Annotated in this window: 16 protein-coding genes; 10 read left to right on the top strand and 6 right to left on the bottom strand. The window is 44.1% G+C overall.

Annotated elements, in window-relative coordinates:
- Positions 1-67: 67 nt before the first annotated feature.
- Entirely contained in the window at positions 68-814 is a 747-nt protein-coding gene (gene sfsA, locus AACW06_RS01340; protein ID WP_192073676.1) for a DNA/RNA nuclease SfsA, read from the bottom strand.
- Between the two features lie 55 nt (positions 815-869).
- On the opposite strand from sfsA, the gene hrpB reads away from it, so the two are divergent.
- The 4 genes from hrpB (at position 870) to acnB (ending at position 10,875) form a co-directional block, all read left to right on the top strand.
- Entirely contained in the window at positions 870-3,338 is a 2,469-nt protein-coding gene (gene hrpB / locus AACW06_RS01345) for an ATP-dependent helicase HrpB (protein WP_192073677.1), read from the top strand.
- Positions 3,335-5,704, top strand: a complete 2,370-nt coding sequence (mrcB, locus tag AACW06_RS01350; RefSeq protein WP_192073678.1) for a penicillin-binding protein 1B — start codon at positions 3,335-3,337, stop codon at positions 5,702-5,704. Before hrpB ends, mrcB begins: the two co-directional genes overlap by 4 nt.
- A gap of 88 nt (positions 5,705-5,792) precedes the next feature.
- Positions 5,793-8,051: a patatin-like phospholipase family protein gene (locus tag AACW06_RS01355; protein WP_443262640.1), complete on the top strand. Its 2,259-nt coding sequence runs from the start codon at positions 5,793-5,795 to the stop codon at positions 8,049-8,051.
- A gap of 235 nt (positions 8,052-8,286) precedes the next feature.
- Positions 8,287-10,875, top strand: a complete 2,589-nt coding sequence (acnB, locus tag AACW06_RS01360; RefSeq protein ID WP_192073680.1) for a bifunctional aconitate hydratase 2/2-methylisocitrate dehydratase — start codon at positions 8,287-8,289, stop codon at positions 10,873-10,875.
- Positions 10,876-10,939: 64 nt separating this feature from the next.
- Here acnB and AACW06_RS01365 read toward each other — a convergent pair whose 3' ends face one another.
- From AACW06_RS01365 to AACW06_RS01375, 3 genes are all read right to left on the bottom strand, one after another.
- Positions 10,940-12,076 carry a glycerate kinase gene (locus AACW06_RS01365; RefSeq protein ID WP_192073681.1) on the bottom strand — a complete coding sequence of 379 codons (1,137 nt, stop codon included), beginning with the start codon at positions 12,074-12,076 and terminating at the stop codon, positions 10,940-10,942.
- Positions 12,077-12,086: 10 nt separating this feature from the next.
- A complete protein-coding gene (locus AACW06_RS01370) occupies positions 12,087-13,439 on the bottom strand; it encodes a GntP family permease (RefSeq protein WP_192073682.1) in 1,353 nt (450 codons plus the stop codon).
- Positions 13,440-13,623: 184 nt separating this feature from the next.
- Positions 13,624-14,766, bottom strand: a complete 1,143-nt coding sequence (locus tag AACW06_RS01375; protein WP_192073683.1) for a sugar diacid recognition domain-containing protein — start codon at positions 14,764-14,766, stop codon at positions 13,624-13,626.
- A 70-nt stretch (positions 14,767-14,836) separates the two neighbouring features.
- Here AACW06_RS01375 and AACW06_RS01380 point away from each other — a divergent pair, with 70 nt between their 5' ends.
- The 6 genes from AACW06_RS01380 to AACW06_RS01405 all read left to right on the top strand — a co-directional run bounded on the left by AACW06_RS01380 (position 14,837) and on the right by AACW06_RS01405 (position 20,905).
- On the top strand, positions 14,837-15,211 hold the full coding sequence (locus AACW06_RS01380) for a YacL family protein (RefSeq protein ID WP_192073684.1): 375 nt from the start codon (positions 14,837-14,839) through the stop codon (positions 15,209-15,211).
- Positions 15,212-15,401: 190 nt separating this feature from the next.
- On the top strand, positions 15,402-15,740 hold the full coding sequence (locus AACW06_RS01385; RefSeq protein WP_053311301.1) for a P-II family nitrogen regulator: 339 nt from the start codon (positions 15,402-15,404) through the stop codon (positions 15,738-15,740).
- 28 nt (positions 15,741-15,768) lie between these two features.
- Complete coding sequence (locus AACW06_RS01390) at positions 15,769-16,998, top strand: ammonium transporter (protein ID WP_192073685.1); 1,230 nt, start codon at positions 15,769-15,771, stop codon at positions 16,996-16,998.
- Positions 16,999-17,137: 139 nt separating this feature from the next.
- Entirely contained in the window at positions 17,138-18,151 is a 1,014-nt protein-coding gene (locus AACW06_RS01395) for a Fe(3+) ABC transporter substrate-binding protein (RefSeq protein ID WP_192073686.1), read from the top strand.
- Positions 18,152-18,251: 100 nt separating this feature from the next.
- The gene (locus AACW06_RS01400) at positions 18,252-19,877 is read left to right on the top strand and encodes an ABC transporter permease (RefSeq protein WP_192073687.1); all 1,626 of its coding nucleotides are present in this window, start codon (positions 18,252-18,254) and stop codon (positions 19,875-19,877) included.
- Positions 19,877-20,905, top strand: a complete 1,029-nt coding sequence (locus AACW06_RS01405) for an ABC transporter ATP-binding protein (RefSeq protein ID WP_192073688.1) — start codon at positions 19,877-19,879, stop codon at positions 20,903-20,905. The genes AACW06_RS01400 and AACW06_RS01405 overlap by 1 nt, the downstream gene beginning before the upstream one ends.
- A gap of 200 nt (positions 20,906-21,105) precedes the next feature.
- On the opposite strand, the gene AACW06_RS01410 is transcribed toward AACW06_RS01405, so the two are convergent.
- Positions 21,106-22,518, bottom strand: coding sequence for a phosphoglucomutase/phosphomannomutase family protein (locus tag AACW06_RS01410; RefSeq protein WP_192073689.1), 1,413 nt, complete (start codon positions 22,516-22,518; stop codon positions 21,106-21,108).
- 201 nt (positions 22,519-22,719) lie between these two features.
- Complete coding sequence (locus AACW06_RS01415) at positions 22,720-25,125, bottom strand: GH36-type glycosyl hydrolase domain-containing protein (RefSeq protein WP_192073690.1); 2,406 nt, start codon at positions 25,123-25,125, stop codon at positions 22,720-22,722.
- Between the last annotated feature and the right edge of the window lie 61 nt (positions 25,126-25,186).

A 25,186-nucleotide genomic window follows, 5' to 3' on the forward strand; every position in this document is an offset into this window, starting at 1 on the left:
AAAAGAAGTATGGTAGGCAAATACTGAATCGTAAACTTGTTGTCAATATGAAGACGCCATCAACTTTTTATGATGAATAGGCGAATTCTACAGCTTTAACCAGTTTGATTTCATTTTCAGAAAGTACAGCCTTGTAGCACAGTACTTCCACCCCTTCTTTTTGCGCCTGTTTAAGTAATTGTGAATAGTTCGCGTCTATATGGTGCGCTGGCGACACTTTTTCAATCCCTGAATGTAAAACAGTGAATAAAAGTACGGCTCTACTTCCATTTTTAGCCATTTCGGTTAGTTCGCGTAAATGCTTTTGTCCGCGCGTTGTGATCGCATCAGGAAAATAACCTTGTCCAGGGTTGTACACAGCGGTCTCTGTCGTAGAGTGGGATTCATCTAATAAGGTGACACTCTTCACTTCTATATAGCATTTTGGTTTGGATTCTGATTTGAGCAAGATATCAATTCGACTATTTTCTTGGCCGTATTTCACTTCTGTTTGTAATTGATCGTAGCCTACCAGCTCTTTAATCACGCCATTTTCAATCGCTTCAACGGCTAATTGATTAGCGCGAGCAGTATTAACGCAAATGTGATCTCCTTGTGTGGTTTCGCTGATTTCCCAACTGTGGGGGTATTTGCGTTTTGGGTTATCGGAAGTGGAAAACCACACACGATTACCTGTATCAGCACAACCGGTCATGGCACCGGTATTGGCGCAATGAATTGTACGTGTTGTGCCGTCATCCATTGTGATATCAGCCAGAAAGCGTTTATAGCGCTGAATCAAGACCGCGGATTGAAGTGGAGGATTGAACTGCATTTATCTACTGTTTTTATGTACAATGTTACCGCCATTTAAACACAAGGATTGCACATTGTCACAATTGCCCATTCAAGCTGTGATGCCCAAGCTACTGGTCGGGATACAACGCTCCCCTCAGTTAATTGTTAAAGCGACGCCGGGGGCGGGTAAATCGACTTATTTTCCTTTGCAATTGATAAAGTCGGGCATCTTAACTGGCAAGATCATTATGCTCGAACCTCGACGTTTAGCTGCTCGCAACATTGCAAGCTACATTGCTCTGCAGTTAGGTGAGCGTGTCGGGCAAACTGTTGGCTATCGAGTGCGTGGTGATAGCAAAGTCAGTGCTTGTACTCAGCTCGAAGTTGTGACTGAAGGTATTATGACGCGGATGATTCAAGCTGATCCGGAACTTTCAGGTGTGCAGTTGCTGATTTTCGATGAATTTCATGAACGTAGTATTCATGCTGATACCGCTTTAGCATTGAGTTTGGAGGTGCAGTCGGCTTTACGCGATGACTTAAAGTTGGTAGTGATGTCTGCAACGTTAGATCAGCACACCTTACAGTCATTATTGCCGCTGGCCGAATACGTTGAATCAGATGGTCGCTCATACCCGGTTGATATTCGTTACGCACCATTAAAAGCGAATCAGTACCTGATTCCAACCTTGGGTAAACATATTGACTCATTGATGCGTTCTGAAAGTGGTTCATTGCTGGCTTTTTTGCCGGGTGTTTCCGCTATTAAACAGTTAGAACAACAATTGTCTAACCTTGCTGATGATATTGACGTTTGCCCTTTGTATGGGCAGTTGAGTAGTGAAATGCAGCAACAGGCGATTACACCCGCGAAAGTAGGGCGACGTAAAGTAGTATTGGCGACCAATATTGCCGAGACTTCTTTGACGATTGAAGGTATTCGTATCGTGGTCGATTCAGGGCTTGAGCGTGTCGCCAAGTTTGACTTAAAAACTGGTATCACTCGTTTAGAACAAGTGAAAATTGCCCAATCATCGGCCGACCAGCGTGCTGGTCGTGCTGGTCGTTTAGAGCCTGGAATCGCTTTACGTCTGTATAGTGAAGCTCAATATAAACAGCAGCCTCAAGTTTCATCCCCTGAAATTTTACACACAGATTTAGCGCCACTGGCGATGGAGTTAGCCCAGTGGGGCGTGGCTTCAGTCAATGAATTGCCGTGGTTGGATGTGCCACCACAACCAGCTATGCAACAAGCATGGCAACTGCTTAATGCGCTTAACTTAATGGACAGCAAGCAGCAGCTTTCTGCATTGGGTCAAGAGGCTCAATATCTAGGCGTTGAACCTCGACTCGCCAGTATGTTACTAAAAGCGAAAGCGCATAGCGACGCGATGCTCAATAGTGCATTGGCAGTCGCTGCGTTGCTTGAAGAGCCGGAGCGTCATGTCTTAGATGTCCAACATAGCTTATTTCGCTGGCAGCAAGGTAAGCACAATAAAGCTCAAGCCATGCACAAACGTGCCATGAGTTTGGCCAACAAATTAGGGACTACATTCGCTCTTACCTCAGTCGATGAATCACTGGTTGCCATAGTGCTAAGCCTTGCGTTTCCTGATCGTATTGCAGCGCTACGCGATAGTCGCCAAGCTGGGCAATTTTTATTGGCGAATGGTCATGGTGCTCAAGTGTGTGAAGAAGAGCGATTAGCTAATGCTCCCTATTTGGTTGCGGTGGATTTAATGCGCACTAGCGTTGGTGCGAGTCAGATCTTTAGCGCTGCAGAGTTGGATATGCATGCTTTGCAATCTCACTTTCCAGAGTTATTTCATAGCGATGAATTTGTGAATTGGGATGAAAAATCGGGTCGCTTAAGCGCTGAAAAGCAGTTGCGTTGCGGTAAGTTAATTATTGAACGCCAAGCGTTACCAGAGCCGGCTCAAGATAAAATCACGCAAGCTTTACTTAATTATGTTCGTCGTAAGGGGCTATCGGTATTACAGTGGAGCGATGATGCGCAAGTATTACTCATCCGTATTAGGTGTGCCGTACAATGGTTACCCGAAGAGGACTGGCCTGCCTGTGATGATGACAGCTTACTTGAGCAGTTGGAAGTTTGGTTAGCCCCGTACCTCAATGGCATTAAATCGGCTAAAGGACTGAGCCAAATCTCGGTTGAGGATGCTTTAGATGCTTACTTAGGATGGCCATTAAATAACTATTTGGCTCAATGGTTACCGACTCACCATACTTTGCCTACCGGTAATCGAGCGCCAATTCGTTATCAGCAACATGGTGAGCCAATGCTCTCCGCGAGGATGCAAGAAGTATTTGGTGAGCACGATTCACCTTGCATCGCGAAAGGGCGTAAAAAATTGGTGATGGAGTTACTTTCTCCAGCTCAACGCCCGTTACAAGTGACTCAAGATCTGGCGGCTTTCTGGGCGGGTGCGTACAAAGAAGTACAAAAAGAGATGAAAGGGCGTTATCCCAAGCATGTATGGCCAGATGATCCCGCCACTCATATCGCCACGACAAAAACTAAACGACAGTTAACGAAATGACAACCAATAATAAAAAGCCAGCAGTGAAGAAAACGACAAAGAAAGCAAGTACTCCACGTCGAGCACCACAACGTAAAACCAAAGCTAAAAAAACGCCGTCTCAACACAAAAACTGGCTAAAAATAGTGTGGGGAATCAGTTGGAAGTTAGGTGTGGCATTAGCCGCAGTACTGCTATTTGTTGGTATTTACCTTGATACGTTAGTCAAACAGCGTTTTGAAGGGCAATTATTTGATCTTCCAACGGTGGTGTATGCCCGTATTTTAAACCTTGAACCTGGTGATGGCACCACTATCCAAGAACTGCGCAATGAATTGGATGTGCTTAATTATCGCAAGGTAAGTCAACCGCGTTATGCGGGTGAGTATTCTTCTTCTTCCACTAAAATCGAAATTATTCGCCGTCCTTTTGAGTTTGCTGATGGTCCGGAGGCTGACCGCCATGCCATGTTGTATTTTGATGAGAATGGATTATCGCGAATCCAATCCTTAGAGCAGAAAGGGGATTTAGGCTATTTGCGTATTGAACCTAAAATGTTGGGGATGTTAGAAAAAGGCAACGATGAACAGCGCCTTTTTTTACGTCGAGAGCAATTTCCAGAAGTGATGGTTGATGCTTTATTGGCCACTGAAGATCGCTATTTTTATCAACATGACGGTGTTTCTCCTTTTGCCATTATTCGAGCTCTGGTCGCTAATATTAAAGCGGGACGAACGGTGCAAGGTGGTAGTACCTTGACCCAGCAATTGGCCAAGAATATTTTTCTGTCTAGCGACAGAACGCTATGGCGTAAATTAAGAGAAGCGTATATCGCGCTTATTCTTGATCACCGTTATAGCAAAGATCGCATTTTAGAAGCCTATTTGAATGAAGTGTATTTAGGTCAAAGTGGTGGTGAAGCGATTCATGGTTTTGGTTTAGCCTCGCGTCTTTATTTCGGTCAGCCTTTACAGGAATTGCGCATTGATCAGCTTGCTTTATTGGTTGGTATGGTCAAAGGTCCCTCCTATTACAACCCAGCCCGTTACCCAGATCGAGCCAAAGAGCGCCGAGATTTGGTTCTCAAGCTGATGATGCAGCAAAATATTTTGACAGCTAACCAGTTTGAACAAGCGGCCAGTCGGCCTTTAGATGTGCAGAAAACTCCGCATATTGCGAGTCGCCAACCTGCCTATTTTCAACAATTGAGTATCGAGTTGAAAGAGAAGGTTGGTGATGCTTTTAAATCCGATGTTGGCTTAAGGGTGTTTACTTCGTTAGATCCTGTTTCACAAGCAAAATTGGAACAAGCGATTGATATTCAAATTCCAACTTTGGCTAAGACCGCAGGTAAAGACTTGGAAGCCGCGGCGATTGCAGTTGATCGAAATAGCGGTGAAATTCGTGCCATGGTTGGTGGTAAACGTACAGGTTATGACGGTTTTAACCGAGCGTTAAACGCCAGTCGTCCGATTGGCTCGTTAGTCAAACCTGCGGTTTATCTCACGGCTTTGCAACAGCCAGAACAATACAGCTTAGCAACGACGTTAATGGATAAGCCTATTACGCTTAAAGGCAGTCAAGGTAATGTGTGGTCACCGCGTAATTATGATCGTCAGTTTCGTGGTGAAGTTCCATTATATGTAGCATTGGCTAAATCACTGAATGTCCCAACTGTTCAGCTTGGTATGCAGTTGGGTATTGATAATGTATCAAAAACATTGCAGCGTTTAGGCATCGATAAAAATGAAATTCGCCCAGTACCTTCGATGTTCTTAGGCGCATTCTCATTAACACCTTATCAAGTTGCACAAATGTACCAAACGCTAACCAATTCTGGCAAAAAGGCTTCCTTATCAGCATTGCGTTCGGTGTTGGATTTGGATGGTAATGTACTTTATCAATCAATGCCGAAAGTCTCTCAAGCTGTCGACCAACAAGCGGCGTGGCTGACGACCTATGCGATGAAGCGTGGCGTGCTTGAAGGTACTGGACGTTATCTAAATAACCAGTTTGCTTGGGCGGCCTTAGCAGGTAAAACGGGAACAACCAATGATAATCGTGACAGTTGGTTTGTCGGTATAGATGGGCGTGAAGTGACCACTGTTTGGCTTGGACGTGATGATAACCAGCCGATTAAGTTGACGGGGTCTAGTGGTGCTTTGCGTGTTTACGCAGAATATTTGAAGCACCGTATTCCCGAAAAATTAGAGCTGCCTTGGCCGCAAGGTATTACCACGGTCGGGTTTGCAAAAGATCAATATGGTGAGTTGGTGCTTGATTGCGGCAATGAATTTAAGTTGCCAATTTGGGATAAAAGTGGCTCAATCAAACAAGGTTGTGACAAGCCGCCGGGACAATGGTTTAAAAAACTCTTCCAGTGGTAACTATGGAAGTTTATATTAAGCTGATTTTAAAGGGATTTAAGGAAGGATCGTGAACCGTTTTGTGACTGGCATATTGTGCTTGCTACTCGTGCTACCCTCGGTTTCTGCACTAGCAGGTGACTCAAAAACCAAGGAAACGGCAGTTCCTTCTCGCCCCAAAATTGCTTTGGTCTTGGCGGGAGGTGGAGCCAAAGGTGCAGCGCATATTGGTGTTTTAAAAGCGTTGGAAGAGCTCCACATTCCCATCGATTATATTACCGGTACCAGTATGGGCGCTTATGTCGGTGGTTTGTACGCTAGTGGAATGAGCGCTGAAGAAATTGAAAGCCTTATCTATAGCGTGGATTGGAACAGTGGATACCGAGACCGAGTCAGTCGCAGTCAGCGCCGAGTGAGAGATAAAGAATATGAAGACCGTTATCAATTAATAACCGATCTTGGGGTAGGAAAGGGCGGAGTGCGCTCACCTAAAGGTGTGGTGCAAGGACAAAATATGTTGCGGATCTTACGAGAAACGTCAGGTAATTTGTCTGAGTTTCAATCGTTTGATGATCTTGTTATTCCTTATCGTGCGGTTGCAACCGATATCATTGAGCTACAACAAGTGGTGATCGATCATGGTTATTTGGTCGATGCCATGATGGCGAGCATGTCTGTACCTGGTGCTCTGCCTCCTTATGAATTAGAAGGGCGTTGGTTAGTTGATGGTGGTGTGATTAATAACATGCCTATTGATGTTGCTCGTCAATTAGGGGCTGATATTGTGATTGCTGTTGATATCAGCACCGATTATAAATCTCAGGAAGACTTCACCTCTTTTTTGACGGTGGCTAATCAACTCTCCAATTATTTGGTTCAGAGAAGTACCCATGCACAAGCGAGTTTATTAACAAGCGATGACGTGCTATTAAACCCTGAAGTTGGGGCGATGGAAACTACCGAGTTCGATAAAATGCCAGCAGCATTTGATAACGGTTATGAAGTCGTTATGGCTAACCAATCGATGTTGTCCAAGCTCGCTTTATCTACTGCTGACTACCAAAATCATATCAACCATAAGCAATCCCGACGTAAGCAACTTACTCATGGTGATGAGATTAAAGTTGATGAAATCGTTCTTAATAATCAAACCCACTATAGTGATTTTCTCCTCAAAAACCGTTTGAATTTAGCGGTGGGTGAAGTGCTGTCTACCGAAAAAATTGAGTCGAGTATTCAAGAGCTATACGTGCTCGATCGCTTTGAACTGGTGACTTATCAATACCGAGAGCAGGAAGGGAAAAATCAACTGGTGATTAATGTAAAAGAAAAATCGTGGGGGCCGAATTACGTCAACTTTCGTTTTTTCTTAGAAGATGATTTTCATGCTGATAGTCAATATGCGTTAGGTGTATCAACCAATTTTACTGATCTTAATGCTCATGGTGCCGAACTGCGTTTGGACGTTGAAATAGGCACAGATAAACTATTCAAAGCTGAACTATTTTCTCCGTGGTTTTCAGGGCAGAAAGCTTTCACTACTGGTTTTATCGAATTTAGTCATAATAATCGTATTGTTCCCTTGGATGGTTTTGAAGATTCATCACTGGAAGCCACAAAAGATTACTTGCCACTTGTTTATAACGAGTGGGTTGGGGAGTTAGCGGTTGGTTACCAATATACCCTTTGGCAAGAATTCCGCTTAGGCGCTCGATATACAGATGGTGAAGCAGAAGTGTCAAACCTTCAGTCGTTCGGAGGCATGGAGTATACTCGTGCTGGAGTATTCGCTAAGTATCGACTTGATACATTAGATAGTTTTAGCTTACCAAGAAAAGGGGTTTATTTAGATCTTGAATACCTAATTTCACATGACAATAGTACTGATGTTGAGAGTGTAGGTATCGATGAAACTTCAGATACCACCTATGAGTTATCGGCAGAATTTATTGGCGCTTATAGCATTGAACGCCATACTTTGGTCGCTAATTTAGATTACGGTGTTGTGTATAGTAAAAATTCACTTCAGCCGCTTGACCCTCAAACTATTGGTGGTTTTTTAAACTTATCAGGGATTCCTCGTAATAGTTTAATTGGTCAAAATAAGGTATTTACTAGCTTAGTATACCGCTATCGTTGGTTTGATAATGACTTTGGGTTATTTACTTCCCCTTTTTATGTTGGAGGTTCAATAGAATATGGTGGTGTTTGGTCTGACCCTGATATTCGTTTGGATAGCGCGCCATTATATGGAGCAGGTTCGCTCTTTGTTGGCATCGATTCTCCAATTGGACCCATTATGTTTGGTTATGGTCGTACTGAAGATAATTTTAACTCGATATATTTGAGTATCGGAACCGATTTTTGATGGAAAATATTGGTTAAGTTACTTAAAAATCGTAGAACTTTAGTCTTAAGTTGCTATGTTGGTCAAAATGATAAGATTTTAATTTAAAGTTAAATTTGCTATTCTGCGTCCCACAGTTTGGCCTCTCTGCCGCTGATCATGCTTAAGGTGTCTGGCAACGGAGAGCCAAGTTTCCAAGGATGTTTACTCGTCATTTTTATAACAGTAGAGTAAACCGCAATGAGAGGAAAAAGTCGTGCTTGAAGCCTACCGTAAACACGTCGCAGAGCGTGCTGCTGAAGGAGTTGTCCCTAGACCCCTAGATGCTGAACAAGTCGTTGGACTTGTTAAACTATTAAAAAATCCCCCTCAAGGTGAAGAAGAATTTATTCTTGATCTGCTTGAAAATCGTATTCCTCCTGGTGTTGATGAAGCAGCGTATGTCAAAGCAGGCTTTCTAACCGCAATCACTAAAGGTGAGGTTTCATCACCACTGGTCAGCCGTGAAAAAGCGGCTCAATTGCTAGGTACAATGCAAGGCGGTTATAACATTGAGCCACTGGTTTCTTTGCTTGATGATGAAAAGCTCGCTCCTATTGCCGTTAAAGCGTTATCTCACACGCTATTGATGTTCGATGCGTTCTACGATGTTGAAGAAAAAGCTAAAGCAGGTAATGTCTATGCACAGCAAGTGCTACAGGCTTGGGCTGATGCCGATTGGTTTACCTCTAAAGAAAAAGTAGCGGAAAAAATCACCGTTAAAGTATTTAAAGTGACCGGTGAAACCAACACCGATGACTTATCTCCAGCGCCTGATGCTTGGTCACGCCCTGATATCCCAGTTCATGCGAAAGCAATGCTAAAAATGGAGCGTGATGGTATCAATCCAAACCAACCAGGCAGCGTTGGTCCAATTAGTCAAATTGAAGAATTGCAAAAAGAGGGCATTCCACTCGCTTACGTTGGTGATGTTGTCGGCACCGGTTCTTCACGTAAATCAGCCACTAACTCAGTGCTTTGGTTCATGGGGGAAGATATCCCTTATGTACCTAATAAGCGCACTGGTGGTATTTGTTTAGGTGGCAAGATCGCCCCAATTTTCTATAACACAATGGAAGATTCAGGCGCTCTACCCATTGAACTGAATGTACAAGAAATGCATATGGGTGATGTGATTGACATCTATCCATATGAAGGTGTTGTACGCAAAGACGGTATTGAGATTTCAAGCTTCAAATTGAGCAGCGTACTGCTTGATGAAGTGCGCGCTGGTGGTCGTATTCCACTAATTATTGGTCGTGGATTAACAAGTCGTGCTCGCGTTTCTCTTGGTCTAGCAGAGTCTGAGTTATTTGCTAAGCCTGTTGATCCTTTAGCATCAGAAAAAGGTTATACACTTGCGCAGAAAATGGTTGGTAAAGCTTGTGGTGTCGAAGGCGTGCGTGCCGGTCAATACTGTGAGCCTAAGATGACGACCGTAGGTTCTCAAGACACAACCGGACCAATGACGCGCGATGAGCTAAAAGACTTAGCGTGTTTAGGTTTCTCTGCAGATCTAGTTATGCAGTCATTCTGCCACACCTCTGCTTATCCAAAACCGGTTGATGTTAATACACACCATACTTTGCCAGATTTCATTATGAACCGTGGCGGTGTTTCTTTACGCCCTGGTGATGGTGTTATTCACTCATGGCTAAACCGTATGCTATTACCAGATACTGTTGGTACTGGTGGTGACTCACATACTCGTTTCCCATTGGGTATTTCATTCCCAGCAGGTTCTGGTTTAGTAGCGTTTGCTGCCGCCACCGGCGTGATGCCTTTGGATATGCCAGAGTCTATTTTGGTGCGCTTCAAAGGTGAGATGAAACCGGGCATCACGTTACGTGATCTGGTTCATGCCATTCCTTATTACGGTATCAAGCAAGGTCTACTTACTGTAGAGAAAGCGGGTAAGATTAACGAGTTCTCTGGCCGCGTGCTGGAAATCGAAGGAGTTGAGCACCTGACGGTCGAGCAGGCATTTGAGCTATCAGATGCATCAGCAGAGCGCAGTGCCGCGGGCTGTACGGTTAAGCTTTCTCAAGAATCGATTGCTGAATACTTAAATTCAAACATCGTGATGCTGAAGTGGATGATCGCTGAAGGTTACGGCGATCGTCGTACTATTGAACGCCGTATCACCGCTATGCAAGAGTGGCTAGCGAACCCAGAGTTAATGGAAGCGGACAAAGACGCAGAATACGCTCATGTGATTGAAATTGATCTGGCGGAAATCGATCAGCCAATTTTATGTGCACCGAACGATCCTGATGACGCACGTTTGTTGTCTGATGTACAAGGTACCAAAATTGATGAAGTGTTCATTGGTTCTTGTATGACCAACATTGGTCACTTCCGTGCCGCTGGTAAGCTGCTTGAGAAATTTAATGGGCAGCTTGATACTCGTTTGTGGGTTGCTCCACCAACGAAGATGGACAAGGATCAATTGACCGAAGAGGGCTATTACGGCATCTTCGGCCGAGCTGGAGTTCGTATTGAAACGCCAGGATGTTCGTTGTGTATGGGTAACCAAGCACGAGTTGCCGATAAGGCAACCGTGATGTCAACTTCAACTCGTAACTTCCCGAACCGTTTGGGTACAGGTGCGAATGTTTATCTTGCTTCTGCTGAGCTGTCAGCGGTAGGGGCTATTTTAGGTCGTATTCCAACTAAGGAAGAATACTTAGAGTATGCACAGCAAATAAATGCGACAGCAGCGGATACTTACCGTTACCTCAACTTTCATACTATGAAACAGTACACGAAAAAAGCGGATGCGGTGATTTTCCAGCAACCTACTTAATTCGATCTTCGATAATAAAAAACCGCTGAATCTTCAGCGGTTTTTGTTTTACGTTAAGCTAAGTTTAACGGCGAGTCATACAAAAGGCTACGGCGATATTTCTTGCCGTCAGTTCTACGTTCTCTGCGGCTTCTGCCAGCGCGGTTGGTAGATCAACGGAGCGATTTACCACAGCAAAGACGGCATCAAGGCCATGCTCATGCACCACTGCGCAATCGGCCGACAGACAGCCCGCGATACCGATAACCGGTAAACCGTATTTTTTTGCAGTACGAGCGACACCAATGGGCGTTTTGCCATGAATCGTTTGACTGTCGATACGACCTTCTCCAGTGATCACCAAATCCGCATCAGCGACGATTTCGTCTAAGTTGACGGCATCCATGACAATTTCAATACCAGGGCGAAGCTCGGCATTAAGTAAGCCGAGCAGCGCAGCGCCCATACCACCAGCGGCACCAGCGCCTGCCATATCGCGAACATCGGCACCAAGCTGCTGTTTAATGATTGCGGCATAGTGTGCCAAATTTTCATCCAAGGTCGCGACCATCTCGGGTGTTGCGCCTTTTTGCGGACCGAATATGGCAGAAGCACCTTTCTCGCCACACAGTGGGTTATCAACATCACACGCCACTTCGAGGCGAACCTGAGCCAAACGAGGATCGAGTTGAGAGCAGTCAATCGTTGCCAGTTTCGCTAGCTCACCGCCGCCATAGCCAAGAGCTTCTCCTTGTGTGTCAAGCAATTTAATGCCCAAGGCTTGCACCATACCAATGCCACCATCGTTGGTCGCGCTGCCGCCTATGCCAACGATAATGTGGTCTACACCTTGATCGAGTGCGGCTTTGATCAACTCTCCCGTACCAAATGTGGTTGTGACGAGTGGGTTGCGTTGCTTAGGCGTCACAAGATGAAGGCCAGAAGCTGCGGCCATTTCAATCACTGCCGTTTTACCTTCACCCAATAAACCGAAAAAGCTACAAACAGGCTGGCCAAGCGGCCCTGTTACTGTGTGTTCGATGATACTGCCACCAGTGGCGTCAACCATCGATTGCACAGTGCCTTCACCACCATCGGCCATCGGTAGCTTAACGTAGTGTGCATTGGGCAAGACTTGCTTAAACCCTTTTTCAATCGCGATTGCCACATCCATGGCAGTGAGGCTTTCTTTATAGGAATCAGGAGCAATAACGATTTTCATAAAGACTCTCTTACAGTAAAACTAAACTTAATACATAAACCAGTAGCATGGCCGTGATGCCTTGCACTAACGTTGCGGCGGTTTGCGCACGATATGCTAAGCCGACACTCATACGACTAAACTGTGAGACAACCCAGAAGAAGCTGTCATTCGCATGAGATACAGTCATTGCTCCAGCGCCGATGGCCATCACGGTTAGAACTCGGCCCATCTCGGAATCTAAACCTAATTGAGCGAGCATTGGAGCGACTAATGCTGAGGTGGTGACTAGTGCAACGGTTGAAGAGCCTTGAGCAGATTTTAGTGCTGCTGCAACGATAAATGGCATGAAAATACCGACTCCTAGAGCAGAAAGTGTTGCTCCGAGATAGTTGCCCAGCTCCGTGGCTTTAAGTACCGCACCAAATGCACCACCCGCACCAGTAATCAGCAGAATTGGTGCAGCTGCAATAATGCCTTGACTGATGCGTTGTCCAAATTCTTCAGCTTTATTGTCTGATTTCAGGAGGCGGATAGAAAGAAGTAAACCAATAAACAATGCGACGAGAGGTTGTCCTAAAAAAACGAGTGTTTGGAATAGGAAACCTTCACCCAGAGGAAGTGATGGGAATTTTGCGATAGAGCCAAGACAGATGAGAAGAATCGGCACAAATATTGGTGAAAAAGCTTGGCTAGCAGAAGGTAGCGTGCCGTAGGATGCTTTCAATTCTTGCCAGTCTTGTTGCAGTTCTGCCTGTTGTTCAAGGTTATCTGGCTCAATATCTTTAAATCGGTTTGCCCATAGCATACCGGCTAAAGCTGCTACGGCGGCAACAAAGACACCGACGCCAATCACTAAGCCGAGGTTCGACTCTAATCCTAAGTTACCAGCAGCTGCGATTGGGCCTGGTGTTGGGGGAACAAAAGTATGGGTAGCATATAAGCCGGTGGCCAAAGCAACGCTCATCGCGACACTGGAAGTTTGTAGTCGCTTTGCGAGTGACTCTTTTAAAGAGTTCAAAATGACATAACCAGAATCGCAAAAGACTGGGATCGAAACGATATAGCCGATAATGGTCATGGTTAACGTTGGAAAACGCTCCCCCAGTACTTGGATAACAGTATCAGCCATGGTGATAGCAGCGCCACTTTTTTCCAGAATGACACCAATAATGGTACCAAGTACGATAACTAAACCAATATAACCTAGTATACCACCAAATCCACTGGTAATGGTTTTTGCAATATTGGCGGAGGGTAAACCGTAGGCAAAGGCGGCTAAAAAGGCAGCTGAAATCAGTGCTAAAAAAGGGTGTAGTTTAAATTTTGTTGTAGCGATGACGATAAAGGTAATCACCGCCAACAATATCAAAATGAGTTCCATGTAAAATCTCCATGATGTTGGGTAGGTAAGTGAGTTGCTATTGATCTCATATTGTTGTAGTAGATTAATTATCGATAGCAAAATACATTATCAAGGAGTTGTTCAAAAAATAACTGTGCAATGTGACAAAATAATAGCTTCATAAAAGTTGTTATTTGTGCACTTATACATATTGTGAATTTATTTAGGTTAATTTAAGCGCCAAATAGAGTTGTATTTTCCCATCTAATGTATTGATATTTATTGAGGTTATTTGTTGTACTTTCTCTAAGCGATAACGCAACGTATTTCGATGAATATGGATAATCTGACAGGTTCTAACTGGATCACAATTTGATAAAAAATAGTTTTTCAAAGTACGTAACAGTAGCCCTTGCTTATCGTGTTCTGCAAGGAGAACAAGAGGTGCTTGTAGTCGTGTTCTTTGCCAACTGTCGTAGTGAATTGAGCTTAGTAACACAGGGAGTTGGTGATCGTGATAAAAGAACATTGTCCCTTTGAGCTTGCGGGTGACTTCTAAGGTTGTTTTCGCGGTTTGAAAGGATTGAATCAAACCATTAATACTAGGAAAGTAGTCGCCAACGGCGACACGGATAGAATAACCCGCTTCGCTATCGATACGTTTTATTAGCGTGCGAACACGTTGTTTCTCTTTTACTGGATTCCAAGAACCGTGCACAAGAGAGGCCGGTTTTAGCACAACTACTTGGTGTTTTGAGACCGATAAGATCCCGACTAAGTTATTGCGTTCTGGATATTCGAGCAAGTGAACAAGATGCTGCATGTGTTCCAAAGTGATGTGATTGTTTCCCTTTGGTATCAACTTTATGATCGCGACAATTCTGGGTTCATATATATCAATATTTAAGCGCTGTGCGATCAACGCTAGTTGGCTCGGCTGCTCTATATCAGCAGAGATAAGTTGAAGTACCACTTCCTCCCGATGCCTCTTGTCCCATTGAATTTGTTCCATGACTTCAGCTTGTTCAACAATGAGTTCTGCGGTCATTTTAACCAGTTCACCGTATTGCTGAACTTCAAGTGGCGCGCCCGAAATACCTACTACTCCAAGCACTTGCTCGTGGTGCACGATGGGGAGATTGATGCCAGGTTTGACTCCCATGAGGTGTTCGGCCGTTGCTGTATCTATCTCTACCACACGTGATTCGTTGATGGCGAGAATCGCTCCTTCATGCTTTTGATAAATACGGCTAGGATCCCCGGAACCAATAATTCTCCCCTGATCGTCCATCACATTAACGGAATAGGGGATTATCTTCATGGTGCGCTCAACGATTTGGCGAGCAATAGTTTCATTCAGTTTCATGCTTGAGAGTGGAGTCCAAGTGGGAATTTGTCGATAATAGTACCTGATCTTATTATCAATAGAGTAAAACATGGATTACGAATTTAAAAAAAACACCCTTGATGGCAGTTATTATTGCGCTTTCTCTATGGGGCACGAAATCATTGGTCGCTGGTTGCAAGAAGAGATTAATAAGGATCACACCAAAATAGGTCAAGTGTTGCAGTTGATTGAAACGGCACAAAATGAAGCCAGCCGAGAAGTGGCGCTTGAAGGACGCGAAATCAGTCTCATCATTTTATCTGACGAGGTAACGGTGCAAGAAAACGTGTTATCTCATGCAGATGAATTAGATACAGACAGTGAGTTTGATTTCTATGATTGTGAGAGCACCGCGAGCTGTGGCATTGATGATTTTGTTTTAATGATGGATAAATGGTGTCAATTTATCGATTACCACCGCTAAGTTGCGCAATACTGGTGAAGCTTAAGCGTTTCGCCTTATTTTCGGGAAAGGGCTGCACCCAATTGGTGCGGCCCTTTTGTTTTTTTATCGGGAATTTAATTTAAATTGTTTTAAATCAACAGGTTAAAAAGATGGCACGTACCTTGGATTTAATTAATCGTAAACGGACTACAGCTTCAGAGAGGATGCGATGAAACTAATAAACGCGATAATTAAACCATTTAAGTTAGATGATGTGCGTGAAGCACTGGCAGATGTTGGCATCGAAGGGATGACAGTATCAGAAGTTAAAGGTTTTGGCCGTCAAAAAGGTCATACCGAACTATACCGAGGTGCAGAGTACCAAGTGGACTTTTTACCAAAAGTGAAACTGGAGATAGCGACACAGTCAGAAAATGTTGATCGTGTGGTTGAAGCGATTATTAAGGCTGCGCATACCGGTAAGATCGGTGATGGCAAAATTTTTGTGTATGACTTAAGCCAGGCGGTTCGTATTCGTACGGGTGAAATGGATACAGAAGCACTATAAAAGATTCAAAGGATTGGAGAAAACTATTATGGAATTATCAGCAACAGTAACAGAGTTACGTTACGCTCTAGATACGTTCTTTTTCTTAATTTCGGGCGCGTTAGTGATGTGGATGGCAGCCGGTTTTGCCATGTTAGAAGCGGGCTTAGTACGTTCGAAAAATACAACCGAAATTTTAACTAAGAACTTTTGTTTGTACGCTATTGCATGTACGACTTACTTAGTAGTTGGTTACAACATTATGTATGTCGACAACGCTGAAGCGGGTTGGTTACCATCATTTGGTTCACTGATTGGTAGCCAAGGTGAAGGTGCTGATCACTCACTAGAATCAGATTTCTTCTTCCAAGTGGTCTTCGTTGCAACTGCGATGTCTGTGGTTTCTGGCGCGGTTGCAGAACGAATGAAATTGTGGTCTTTCCTTATTTTCTCTGCCATTTTGACTGCATTTGTCTACCCAATGGAAGGCTATTGGACATGGGGCGGAGGTTTCCTCGCTGATGCTGGATTTAGTGATTTCGCAGGTTCAGGTATTGTACACATGGCCGGTGCTTCTGCCGCGTTAGCTGGTGTATTACTGCTGGGTGCTCGTAAGGGTAAATACGGCAAAAATGGTGAGATATACCCAATCCCTGGTTCAAACATGCCATTAGCAACGCTAGGTACGTTTATCCTTTGGTTTGGTTGGTTTGGATTTAACGGCGGTTCACAATTGATGCTGTCTGATTTCGAAAATGCAACTGCTGTAAGTCAAATTTTCTTGAACACTAACGCTGCGGCAGCTGCAGGTTCAATTGCGGCGTTACTTGTTTGTAAGACCACATGGGGTAAAGCGGATTTAACGATGATCCTTAACGGTGCGTTGGCTGGTCTAGTAGCTATCACAGCAGACCCTCTCTCGCCATCACCACTCTATTCTGTTGCTATCGGTGCTGTTGCTGGTGTACTCGTGGTGTTTAGCATTATTGCTCTAGACAAAGTGAAAATTGATGATCCAGTTGGTGCGATTTCAGTACACGGTGTGTGCGGTTTCTTCGGCCTAATGGTTGTGCCAATCAGTAACGGTGACGCAAGCTTTGGCTCACAGTTATTGGGTGCCGCTGTCATTTTTGCTTGGGTATTTGGTGCTAGTCTAGTGGTTTGGGCGATATTGAAAGCAACCATCGGCATTCGAGTAACCGAGGAAGAAGAGCTAGAAGGTATGGATATGCATGACTGTGGCGTAGGAGCTTATCCTGAGTTTGTCACTGTGAAATAATATTTCCTTACAAACAAAACCCTGAAGAACCTGTCACAACCGGCAGGTTTTTTTCGATTAGTAATTGTTTCAAGATTGAATATGAATATAATAACGAAACTGATATGCGTTATCATTACCAATTAAAAGGAACGATACAATGAAGAAACTGCTTACTCTTTCTGCAATCGCTTGTAGTGTACTGGCTCCATCAGCGATGGCTGCGGAAGAAGTTAATGTTTACTCTTACCGCCAACCATTTTTGATTGAACCTATGTTCAAAGAATTCACTAAAGAGACTGGTATTAAGGTCAATGTGAAGTTTGCAAAAGAAGGTATTGCTGAAAAATTGGCGCAAGAAGGTGAATACAGCCCTGCTGATGTGATCTTAACTTCTGAGTTTAGTCGTTTATTTGAATTGTCTGAAAAAGGTTTAGTTCAGGCTGTCGACAACGACACTATCGACAGTAATATTCCAGCGCAATACCGTGACAGCGCTGATGAATGGTTCGCATTAACAGTGCGTACTCGCAGCGTTTATTCTTCACGTGACCGTGTTGGAAAGTTGGGTGATGACTTTAATTATGCCGACCTCGCTAAGCCTGAATTCAAAGGAAAAGTTTGTACACGCAGCGGCAAGCATCCTTATAACGTTGCTCTTGTTGCTTCAATGATTGCTGAACAAGGTGAAGTGACAACCAAAGCTTGGCTTGAAGGTGTGAAAGCAAACTTAGCCCGTAAACCACAAGGTAATGATCGCGACCAAGTTAAAGCGATCAAAGAAGGGCTATGTGACGTTTCGCTAGGTAACAGCTACTACCTAGGTAAAATGATCAACGATCCTAAGCAGAAGTCTTGGGCAGATTCGGTTTACATCAATTTTCCAGGCCAAAATGCGCAAGGTACTCACGTCAATGTCAGTGGAATGGCGTTAGCGAAATATGCACCAAATAAAGAGAATGCCGTTAAATTAATGGAATTTTTAACTAGCGACAGTGCGCAGCACATGTACGCAGAAGTGAATTTTGAATACCCAGTGAAAGCGGGTGTTGAGCGTTCAGAACTCGTTGCTTCTTGGGGTGAGTTCAAAGCGGATACATTGCCACTAGAGAAAATTGCAGACAATCACGCTGCGGCTATTAAACTGCTAGATGAAGTCAAATTTGACCTTTAATTGACTTTAGGGGTATAACCATACCCCTATTCTGATAAAGGGATATGAGATGTATTTTCACTTGTATTTGAATTTCATAAGGCCTTGTTGTAATTAGGCGATGAAAGAAAAAAATTTATTATGGAAAACCAGTAGTGCCTCACTTGCGGTATTACTGGTTTTGCCGATCTTAGCGATCTTTTATACGGCTGTTGGACAAACTGATGATGTTTTTTCTCATCTGATGTCGACAGTGATGCCTACCTATACCTTTAATACCATCGTTCTGACCTTGAGTGTGATGGGGTTGTCATTATTATTTGGCATTCCTAGCGCTTGGATCATGGCGATGTGCCAGCTTCCTGGCGAGCGTATCTTACAATGGGCGTTAGTCCTGCCATTGGCGATGCCCGCTTACATTGTTGGGTATATTTTTACCGGATGGTTTGATTATGCCGGACCAATCCAAATTCTACTGCGTGATTTGACCGGATGGGGTGTCGGTGACTATTGGTTCCCGGATCTTCGCTCTTTAACGGGTGCTAGCATTGTGTTGGCGTTGGTGCTTTACCCTTATGTGTATTTACTGTGTCGAGCCGCTTTTATGGAGCAAAATGTCTCTTTACTGCAATCGGCGCGGTTACTGAAATGTACTCCGTGGGAAAGTTTTCGACGTATCTCGTTACCGTTAGTTCGTCCTTCAATGGCGGTTGGCTTGTCGCTTGTCGCGATGGAGACGGTGGGTGATTTTGGCACGATGAGCTATTTCGCGGTCAACACCTTAACCACGGCGGTTTATGATACTTGGCTTGGTTATTCCAATTTAAATGCTGCTGCGAAGATATCGGCGGTGATGTTGGTGATTGTTATCTTGTTATTAAGCGCGGAACGTTACAGTCGGCGTAAACAAAAACTTTTCCAAAGCCAGTTCAATAGCCATGAAGATTTCCGATATCAGTTACAAGGTTGGAAAAAATGGTTGGCATTAATGTGGTGTTGGGGGTTGGTGGCTATTGCCTTTATTTTGCCACTGATGCAACTGCTGTCTTACGCTTATCATTATTTCGAACAGAGTTTTACGATTGAGTTTCGTGAGTACGCAATAAACAGTTTTACGGTTTCCTTTAGCGCAGCGATATTAGCCGTGTTTGTCGCGCTGGTGGTCAATTTCTGCTATCGCTTGTCTCCCAATCGCAGTAATTTAAGCTTCATGCGACTCTCTTCAATGGGCTATGCAGTTCCCGGAACTGTGCTGGCGATTGGTATTATGTTGCCCGTGCTATTTATGGATCACCTCGTGAATGACATTGCCAAATATATGCAGTGGGGACGCCCGGGATTGGTCTTTTCTGGTTCAATGTTTGCCATTATTTTTGCTTTAGTGGTGCGTTTTTCTGCGGTTGCAATTGGCAGTATCGAAAGCAGCCTCAATAAAATTTCGCCTTCCTTAGATATGGCTGCACGTACTATGGGTTGTAAGACAAACGGTATGTTGTGGCGGGTACATCTTCCACTGATCCGCCGAGGTGCACTCATTGCTGGTTTATTGGTTTTTATTGAGTCAATGAAAGAGTTGAATGCCGCTCTGTTGCTGCGCCCATTTAATTTTGAAACCTTGGCGACTTATGTTTACAACTATGCCTCTGATGAGCATTTGGAATTAGCTGCGCTACCTGCCGTTTTATTAGTATTAGTAGGCTTAATTCCGCTTGTTATCGTTAACCGTTCTCTGGAGCAAAATCACTGATGAGCTGTGCACTCTCTATTCATAATTTGACTTGTAAGTATGAATCTCAAACGGTGCTTGAATCGTTGACTCTGGATGTCGAACACGGTGAAATTGTCTGTTTACTTGGAGCCAGTGGGTGCGGTAAAACCACCTTGCTGAAAGCGATTGCGGGTTTATTGCCTTTGAGCTCTGGTGTGATGAGCTTAAATTGCGTGACTATTGATGATGGCGAACATTGGCTGCCACCAGAAGAGCGTAATATCGGCATGATTTTTCAAGATTATGCGCTTTTCCCTCATCTCACGGTGGCTGAGAATGTTGCATTTGGTTTACGACACCTACCACAGCTTGAGCGTGCCAACAAAGTTTCAGAGATGTTGGAATTGGTCCATTTGTCAGGTTTGGATGAGCGCTATCCGCATCAATTGTCCGGTGGTCAACAGCAACGAGTTGCGATAGCTCGTTCATTGGCTTACAAACCGGATCTGCTGTTACTCGATGAGCCGTTCTCTAATATTGATACCCAAGTCCGTCATGAATTGATTGCTGAAATTCGTAAGATCTTCAAAAAGCAGGGAGTGACAGCTATTTTTGTGACACACAGCCGCGAAGAAGCGTTTGCATTTGCCGATAAAATGGCAGTCATGAACCATGGTGTGATTGAACAATATGGCACGGCATCAGAATTGTATTATCAGCCATCGAGTAAATTTGTTGCTGACTTCCTAGGTGGGGGAGGCTACCTCGCGGCAACGCGTCTTTCTGATTCTCAGTTTAACACGGAATTGGGCGTGGTCGAGGCGATAGCGCAACAAGAGATACCACTGAACGCTGCGTGTGAGTTGTTATTGCGCCCGCAACATGTGCAGATTTCAGCTCAAGATGAAAGCAGTGTTCATGTTATTGAGCAGCAGTTTATGGGTGATCACTGTCGCTATGTGATTGAAGTCAACGGCAGTAAATTATTAGCCACTTCTTCTCAAGCATTGCTTATTGGCCAAAGTGTTTCGGTCAATATTGATACTCAAGGGGTATTGGCATTTTAAAAAAAAGCCCGGCCAAAAATGCCGGGCAAATGTCTTCACCTATAGGGAACTCATTTGAGCGAAGGTGGTTACCTTTCCTACTTGAAGTGGATGTGGTGTTAACTACGCTCGCTTATCCCTAATCACATAGTTTGCCGATGTGCATGGGAATAAGCTTACTTGTTGCTTACCTTCAGCTCCAAGTTGGGTGGGAATGAAAGTTACAACGACAAGAATTCTTTTACCTGTAGAAGAACGCGTTCTGCGGTTTCTTTATCGGCCATTTCGGCAAAAATTCGCAGCAGTGGTTCAGTACCTGAGAAACGGGCAATAACCCATCCGCCATTTTTGAAATAGACCTTAGCGCCATCCTCGTAACTGACTTTTTCAATCTCATATTCAAATTGAGGCAATTGTTTATCGACATAAATCTTGTTGTAGAGTGCTTCTTTCTCGGAAGATTTAAACTTGCAATCTCCCTCTGCAGTGTAGGCGTAGCCGTACTTAACATAGATTTCGGCTAACAGTTCTGACAATTTTTTACCGGTTACACTGATCATTTCAACTAGTAGACTTGAAGCAAAAACGCCATCTTTGCCTTTAATATGCCCACGAATGGTTAAACCACCCGAGCTTTCACCTCCGATCAAAGAGTCATCCGCTTCCATTTGTGAACTGATGTGTTTGAAGCCAACGGGCACTTCAAAACATTTTTCGCCATGATCTTGTGCGACTTTATCAAGCAGGTGAGTGGTAGCGATATTGCGCACGACCGACCCTTTCCAACCTTTGTATTCCAATAGGTAGTAATAAAGCAAGATAAGCACTTCGTTGGGGTGAATGAAGTTCCCTTTCTCATCGATAATACCTAAGCGGTCAGCATCACCATCGGTACCAATGCCGATGTCATAACCTTCCGCCGCCACAAGGTGCTTAAGTCGATACAATGTTGCTGCGCTCGGCGAGGGCATTAAACCACCGAAATCGGGGTTTTTACCGTCATTGATAACATCAACATCACAGCGCCCATTGATCAATACGGTTTGCAGTGCATTTTTAGCCACCCCAAACATAGGATCAATCAAGACACGTAAATTCGCTTTTTTGATGGCTTCAATATCAATGAAGTTGATGATTGAATCGACAAACTCGTTCATGGGATTGATGATTTCAATGGTTTTATCATTAATCGCTTGTTCGAAATCGACCCGTTTTACATCTGCAAGGGTTAGGTGCGCAATTTGTTGCTCAATCTTTTGCGTGATGATTTCATCCGCATCCCGTCCACCTTCGATGAATACTTTAATTCCGTTGTAGTCTGCTGGGTTATGCGATGCCGTAATGCAAGCAGAATAAGCACAGCCCATTTCTTTGGCTTTGAACATGACGATAGGGGTTGGAACAAACTTATCAATGAAGCTAACAGGTACGCTATTTGCCGCTAATACTTCAGAGAACCAACGGCCAGCTTTATCTGATAAAAAGCGACGGTCGTAGCCGATAATAAAACCTTTATCTGCCACTTGTTCATTGTTGATGATGTTGGCAAGAGCTTGAGCTACAAGACATACATTGTCTTTTGTGAACTCTTCACCAATAAAAGCGCGCCAACCACCTGTACCAAATTTGATCATAATTTCATCCTTTGGGATTCACTATAATTTGCTCCCTAATCTCATTAAGGGAGCAAATATCCCCTTCCTACTTGCAGCCACAATGGTGTTGGCTATGTTTGCTCCCCCCAATTACATCGTTTATCTATGCTCATGGGGAGAAACTTACTTGCTACCTACCTGCAACTCCAAGTGCTTTGGGTATCGAGTTGTCTGTTGACCTTAACCAAGCACTACGACTACGTCATTGACACTACCAGCTTCAAGTACTGGAATAACGCCTTCAATGACTTTGCCGTTCACCGTGATAGATTTCACGCCTTTGCTCACCGAACTAGGGTTTTCAACTTTGATGTTGTAAGTCGTACCACGCCATTGACGTGTCACTTCGAAGCCTGGCCAATTCGTTGGAATACAAGGATCTACCGTCAGCCCTTCAAACCCAGCACGAACACCGAGAATAAAGTTTGTCACCGCGAAATATGCCCAGCCAGAAGTGCCGGTTAGCCATGGGTGGTTGGCGCGACCATGATCTTGATGATCGCGTCCCATGATGAACTGCACGTAAGAATACGGTTCAGCAATGCGCTTTTCGATAATGTCATTTTGGTTATACGGGTTTAGTGCGTCATAGAATTTCATTGCACGATCACCACGGCCTAATTTAGCTTCAGCCACCCATGCCCAAGGGTTTGGATGTGAGAAGATAGCACCGTTCTCTTTTACCCCTTGATATACACGAGTCACAAATCCAATGTCGTCGTTTGGTGTTGAGAAAGAAGGCGCATTCAGGTGCAGACCATATTCACAGAATAGGTTTTCATCAACTGCATCCATCGCTTTCTCACCACGTTCTTGCGATACGGCACCAGAAAGTACCGCTAGCGTATTGGATTCAAGGTGAACTCGACCTTCAGTTTGTTGGGCTGTACCAATTTTGTCGCCATTTTTGGTGAGGCCTCGAATATACCAACCACCTTCATCGTCCCACAGGTGAGTTTCACAAGCTTCGCGTACGTTAGCTGCCATTTCTGTATATTTCGCTACATCAGCCTCATTTTTACGGAACTTGGCAAGGTCGATAAACTCTTGTAGTGCCCAGAAATGAAGGAAAGATACCATTGATGATTCACCACCGCCTAAATTTAGGCAGTCGTTCCAGTCAGCGCGTAGACCTTTACAGATGCCGGTTTGTCCGACGTATTCTGCAGAGAAATCTAATGCCGCTTTCATATGCTCGTAAACGGTTGCATTGCCACCGTCAGCGTATGGGATCTCTTCATCAAAAAAGCTAGTTTCACCTGTTTCCATCACGTATTTGCAAATGGTAGGTACTATCCATAAGTGGTCATCAGAGCAGGTATCTTCGATGCCGTGGATCTTGTCTTCATCACTTGGCGTTGGCACCACAGTTGGTGACTTAGATGGTTTAACGTCAGCTTTTTCTGGATCAAACCAGTCAGGATCAAAGAGGTGTAAACCGTAACCGGCTTTCACTTGGCCTCGTAGTAAATCAACCAGACGTTTACGTGTCATTTTCGGGTTCGCATGAGGCACAGAAATAGCGTCTTGCGCGGTATCACGGTAGCCAAGACCTGTACGCCCACCGACTTCAATAAATGAAGCAAAACGCGACCAAACTACACATGTTTCGGCTTGATAGAGTGTCCAAGTGTTGATCATTGTATCCAACCCTTGGTTAGGTGATTTCACTTGGAATTTATTGCAGCGTTCATCCCAGTGCGCTTTGATATCAGCAAAAGCGGCATCAACGTTGGCAATATCTTGATATTTTTCACGTAGACGAGCGCCATTCCCTTTGCCGATACCAAGAATGTAAGCAAAACGAACTTCTTCGCCCGGTTGAATAACAAATTGCTTATGTAAAGAACCACAATGGTTGTAGCAAGTTTGCGCGCTGTTTGAACAACGACCTTTTTCAACTGCAATCGGGTTCGCTTCGTCACGGTATAGCCCTAAGAAGCTGTCGCGTTGGCCATCATATGAATCAGGTTCAAATGTTGAAGCTAAGTAGTAGAAACCTTCAAAATCATTGTTGTTGTAGTAAAGGTCGTACTCAATAACACCCGCATCGTAAGCTGTACCAGCCGAGTACAGTGACATTTGGTGATTTTGGTTGTCAGATTGAATATGGCTAAATGAGAATTCAACGAATGAAAAGGCGCTGATCGTTCGAGGTTGATCAGAATCGTTTTTGATCACGACATCCCAAATTTCTGCATCTTCCCCTTTTGGTATAAATAAGGTTTTGCTGGCGCTAATACCATTGTATTCACACTTAAATTTTGAATAAGAAAGACCGTGGCGAACTTCGTAGTTTGCTTCGTCTAGGCTTTTTGCTACCGGTTGCCATGAAATGGACCAGTAATCACCAGTTGCATCATCACGCAGATACACATAGTGCCCTGGACGATCAAACGATGCGTTAGGGCGGAATTTAGTCACACGGTTATACTCTGGCGAGTTATAAAATGAGTAACCGCCAGCATTATGGGAAATGACCGTACAGAATTTTTCTGTTCCTAGGTAGTTTGTCCAAGGTGCCGGTACGTCTGGGTGTGTAATGACATATTCACGATTGTCGTTATCGAAATAGCCGTATTTCATTGTTCTTTCCTTTTAAACACACTGCGTATTGTGCAGCGAAAATTAATGCTAGTGAAAACGG

The organism is Vibrio sp. S12_S33, from assembly GCF_963889785.1.
Taxonomy (GTDB): domain Bacteria; phylum Pseudomonadota; class Gammaproteobacteria; order Enterobacterales; family Vibrionaceae; genus Vibrio; species Vibrio aestuarianus.

Coding starts and splice junctions, on each gene's coding strand:
- AACW06_RS01400 (WP_192073687.1), top strand. CDS start 18,252: ATGAAAGAAAAAAATTTATTATGGAAAACCAGTAGTGCCTCACTTGCG.
- AACW06_RS01375 (WP_192073683.1), bottom strand. CDS start 14,766: ATGAAACTGAATGAAACTATTGCTCGCCAAATCGTTGAGCGCACCATG.
- AACW06_RS01390 (WP_192073685.1), top strand. CDS start 15,769: ATGGAATTATCAGCAACAGTAACAGAGTTACGTTACGCTCTAGATACG.
- AACW06_RS01385 (WP_053311301.1), top strand. CDS start 15,402: ATGAAACTAATAAACGCGATAATTAAACCATTTAAGTTAGATGATGTG.
- AACW06_RS01405 (WP_192073688.1), top strand. CDS start 19,877: ATGAGCTGTGCACTCTCTATTCATAATTTGACTTGTAAGTATGAATCT.
- AACW06_RS01365 (WP_192073681.1), bottom strand. CDS start 12,076: ATGAAAATCGTTATTGCTCCTGATTCCTATAAAGAAAGCCTCACTGCC.
- mrcB (WP_192073678.1), top strand. CDS start 3,335: ATGACAACCAATAATAAAAAGCCAGCAGTGAAGAAAACGACAAAGAAA.
- AACW06_RS01410 (WP_192073689.1), bottom strand. CDS start 22,518: ATGATCAAATTTGGTACAGGTGGTTGGCGCGCTTTTATTGGTGAAGAG.
- AACW06_RS01370 (WP_192073682.1), bottom strand. CDS start 13,439: ATGGAACTCATTTTGATATTGTTGGCGGTGATTACCTTTATCGTCATC.
- AACW06_RS01415 (WP_192073690.1), bottom strand. CDS start 25,125: ATGAAATACGGCTATTTCGATAACGACAATCGTGAATATGTCATTACA.
- AACW06_RS01395 (WP_192073686.1), top strand. CDS start 17,138: ATGAAGAAACTGCTTACTCTTTCTGCAATCGCTTGTAGTGTACTGGCT.
- sfsA (WP_192073676.1), bottom strand. CDS start 814: ATGCAGTTCAATCCTCCACTTCAATCCGCGGTCTTGATTCAGCGCTAT.
- AACW06_RS01380 (WP_192073684.1), top strand. CDS start 14,837: ATGGATTACGAATTTAAAAAAAACACCCTTGATGGCAGTTATTATTGC.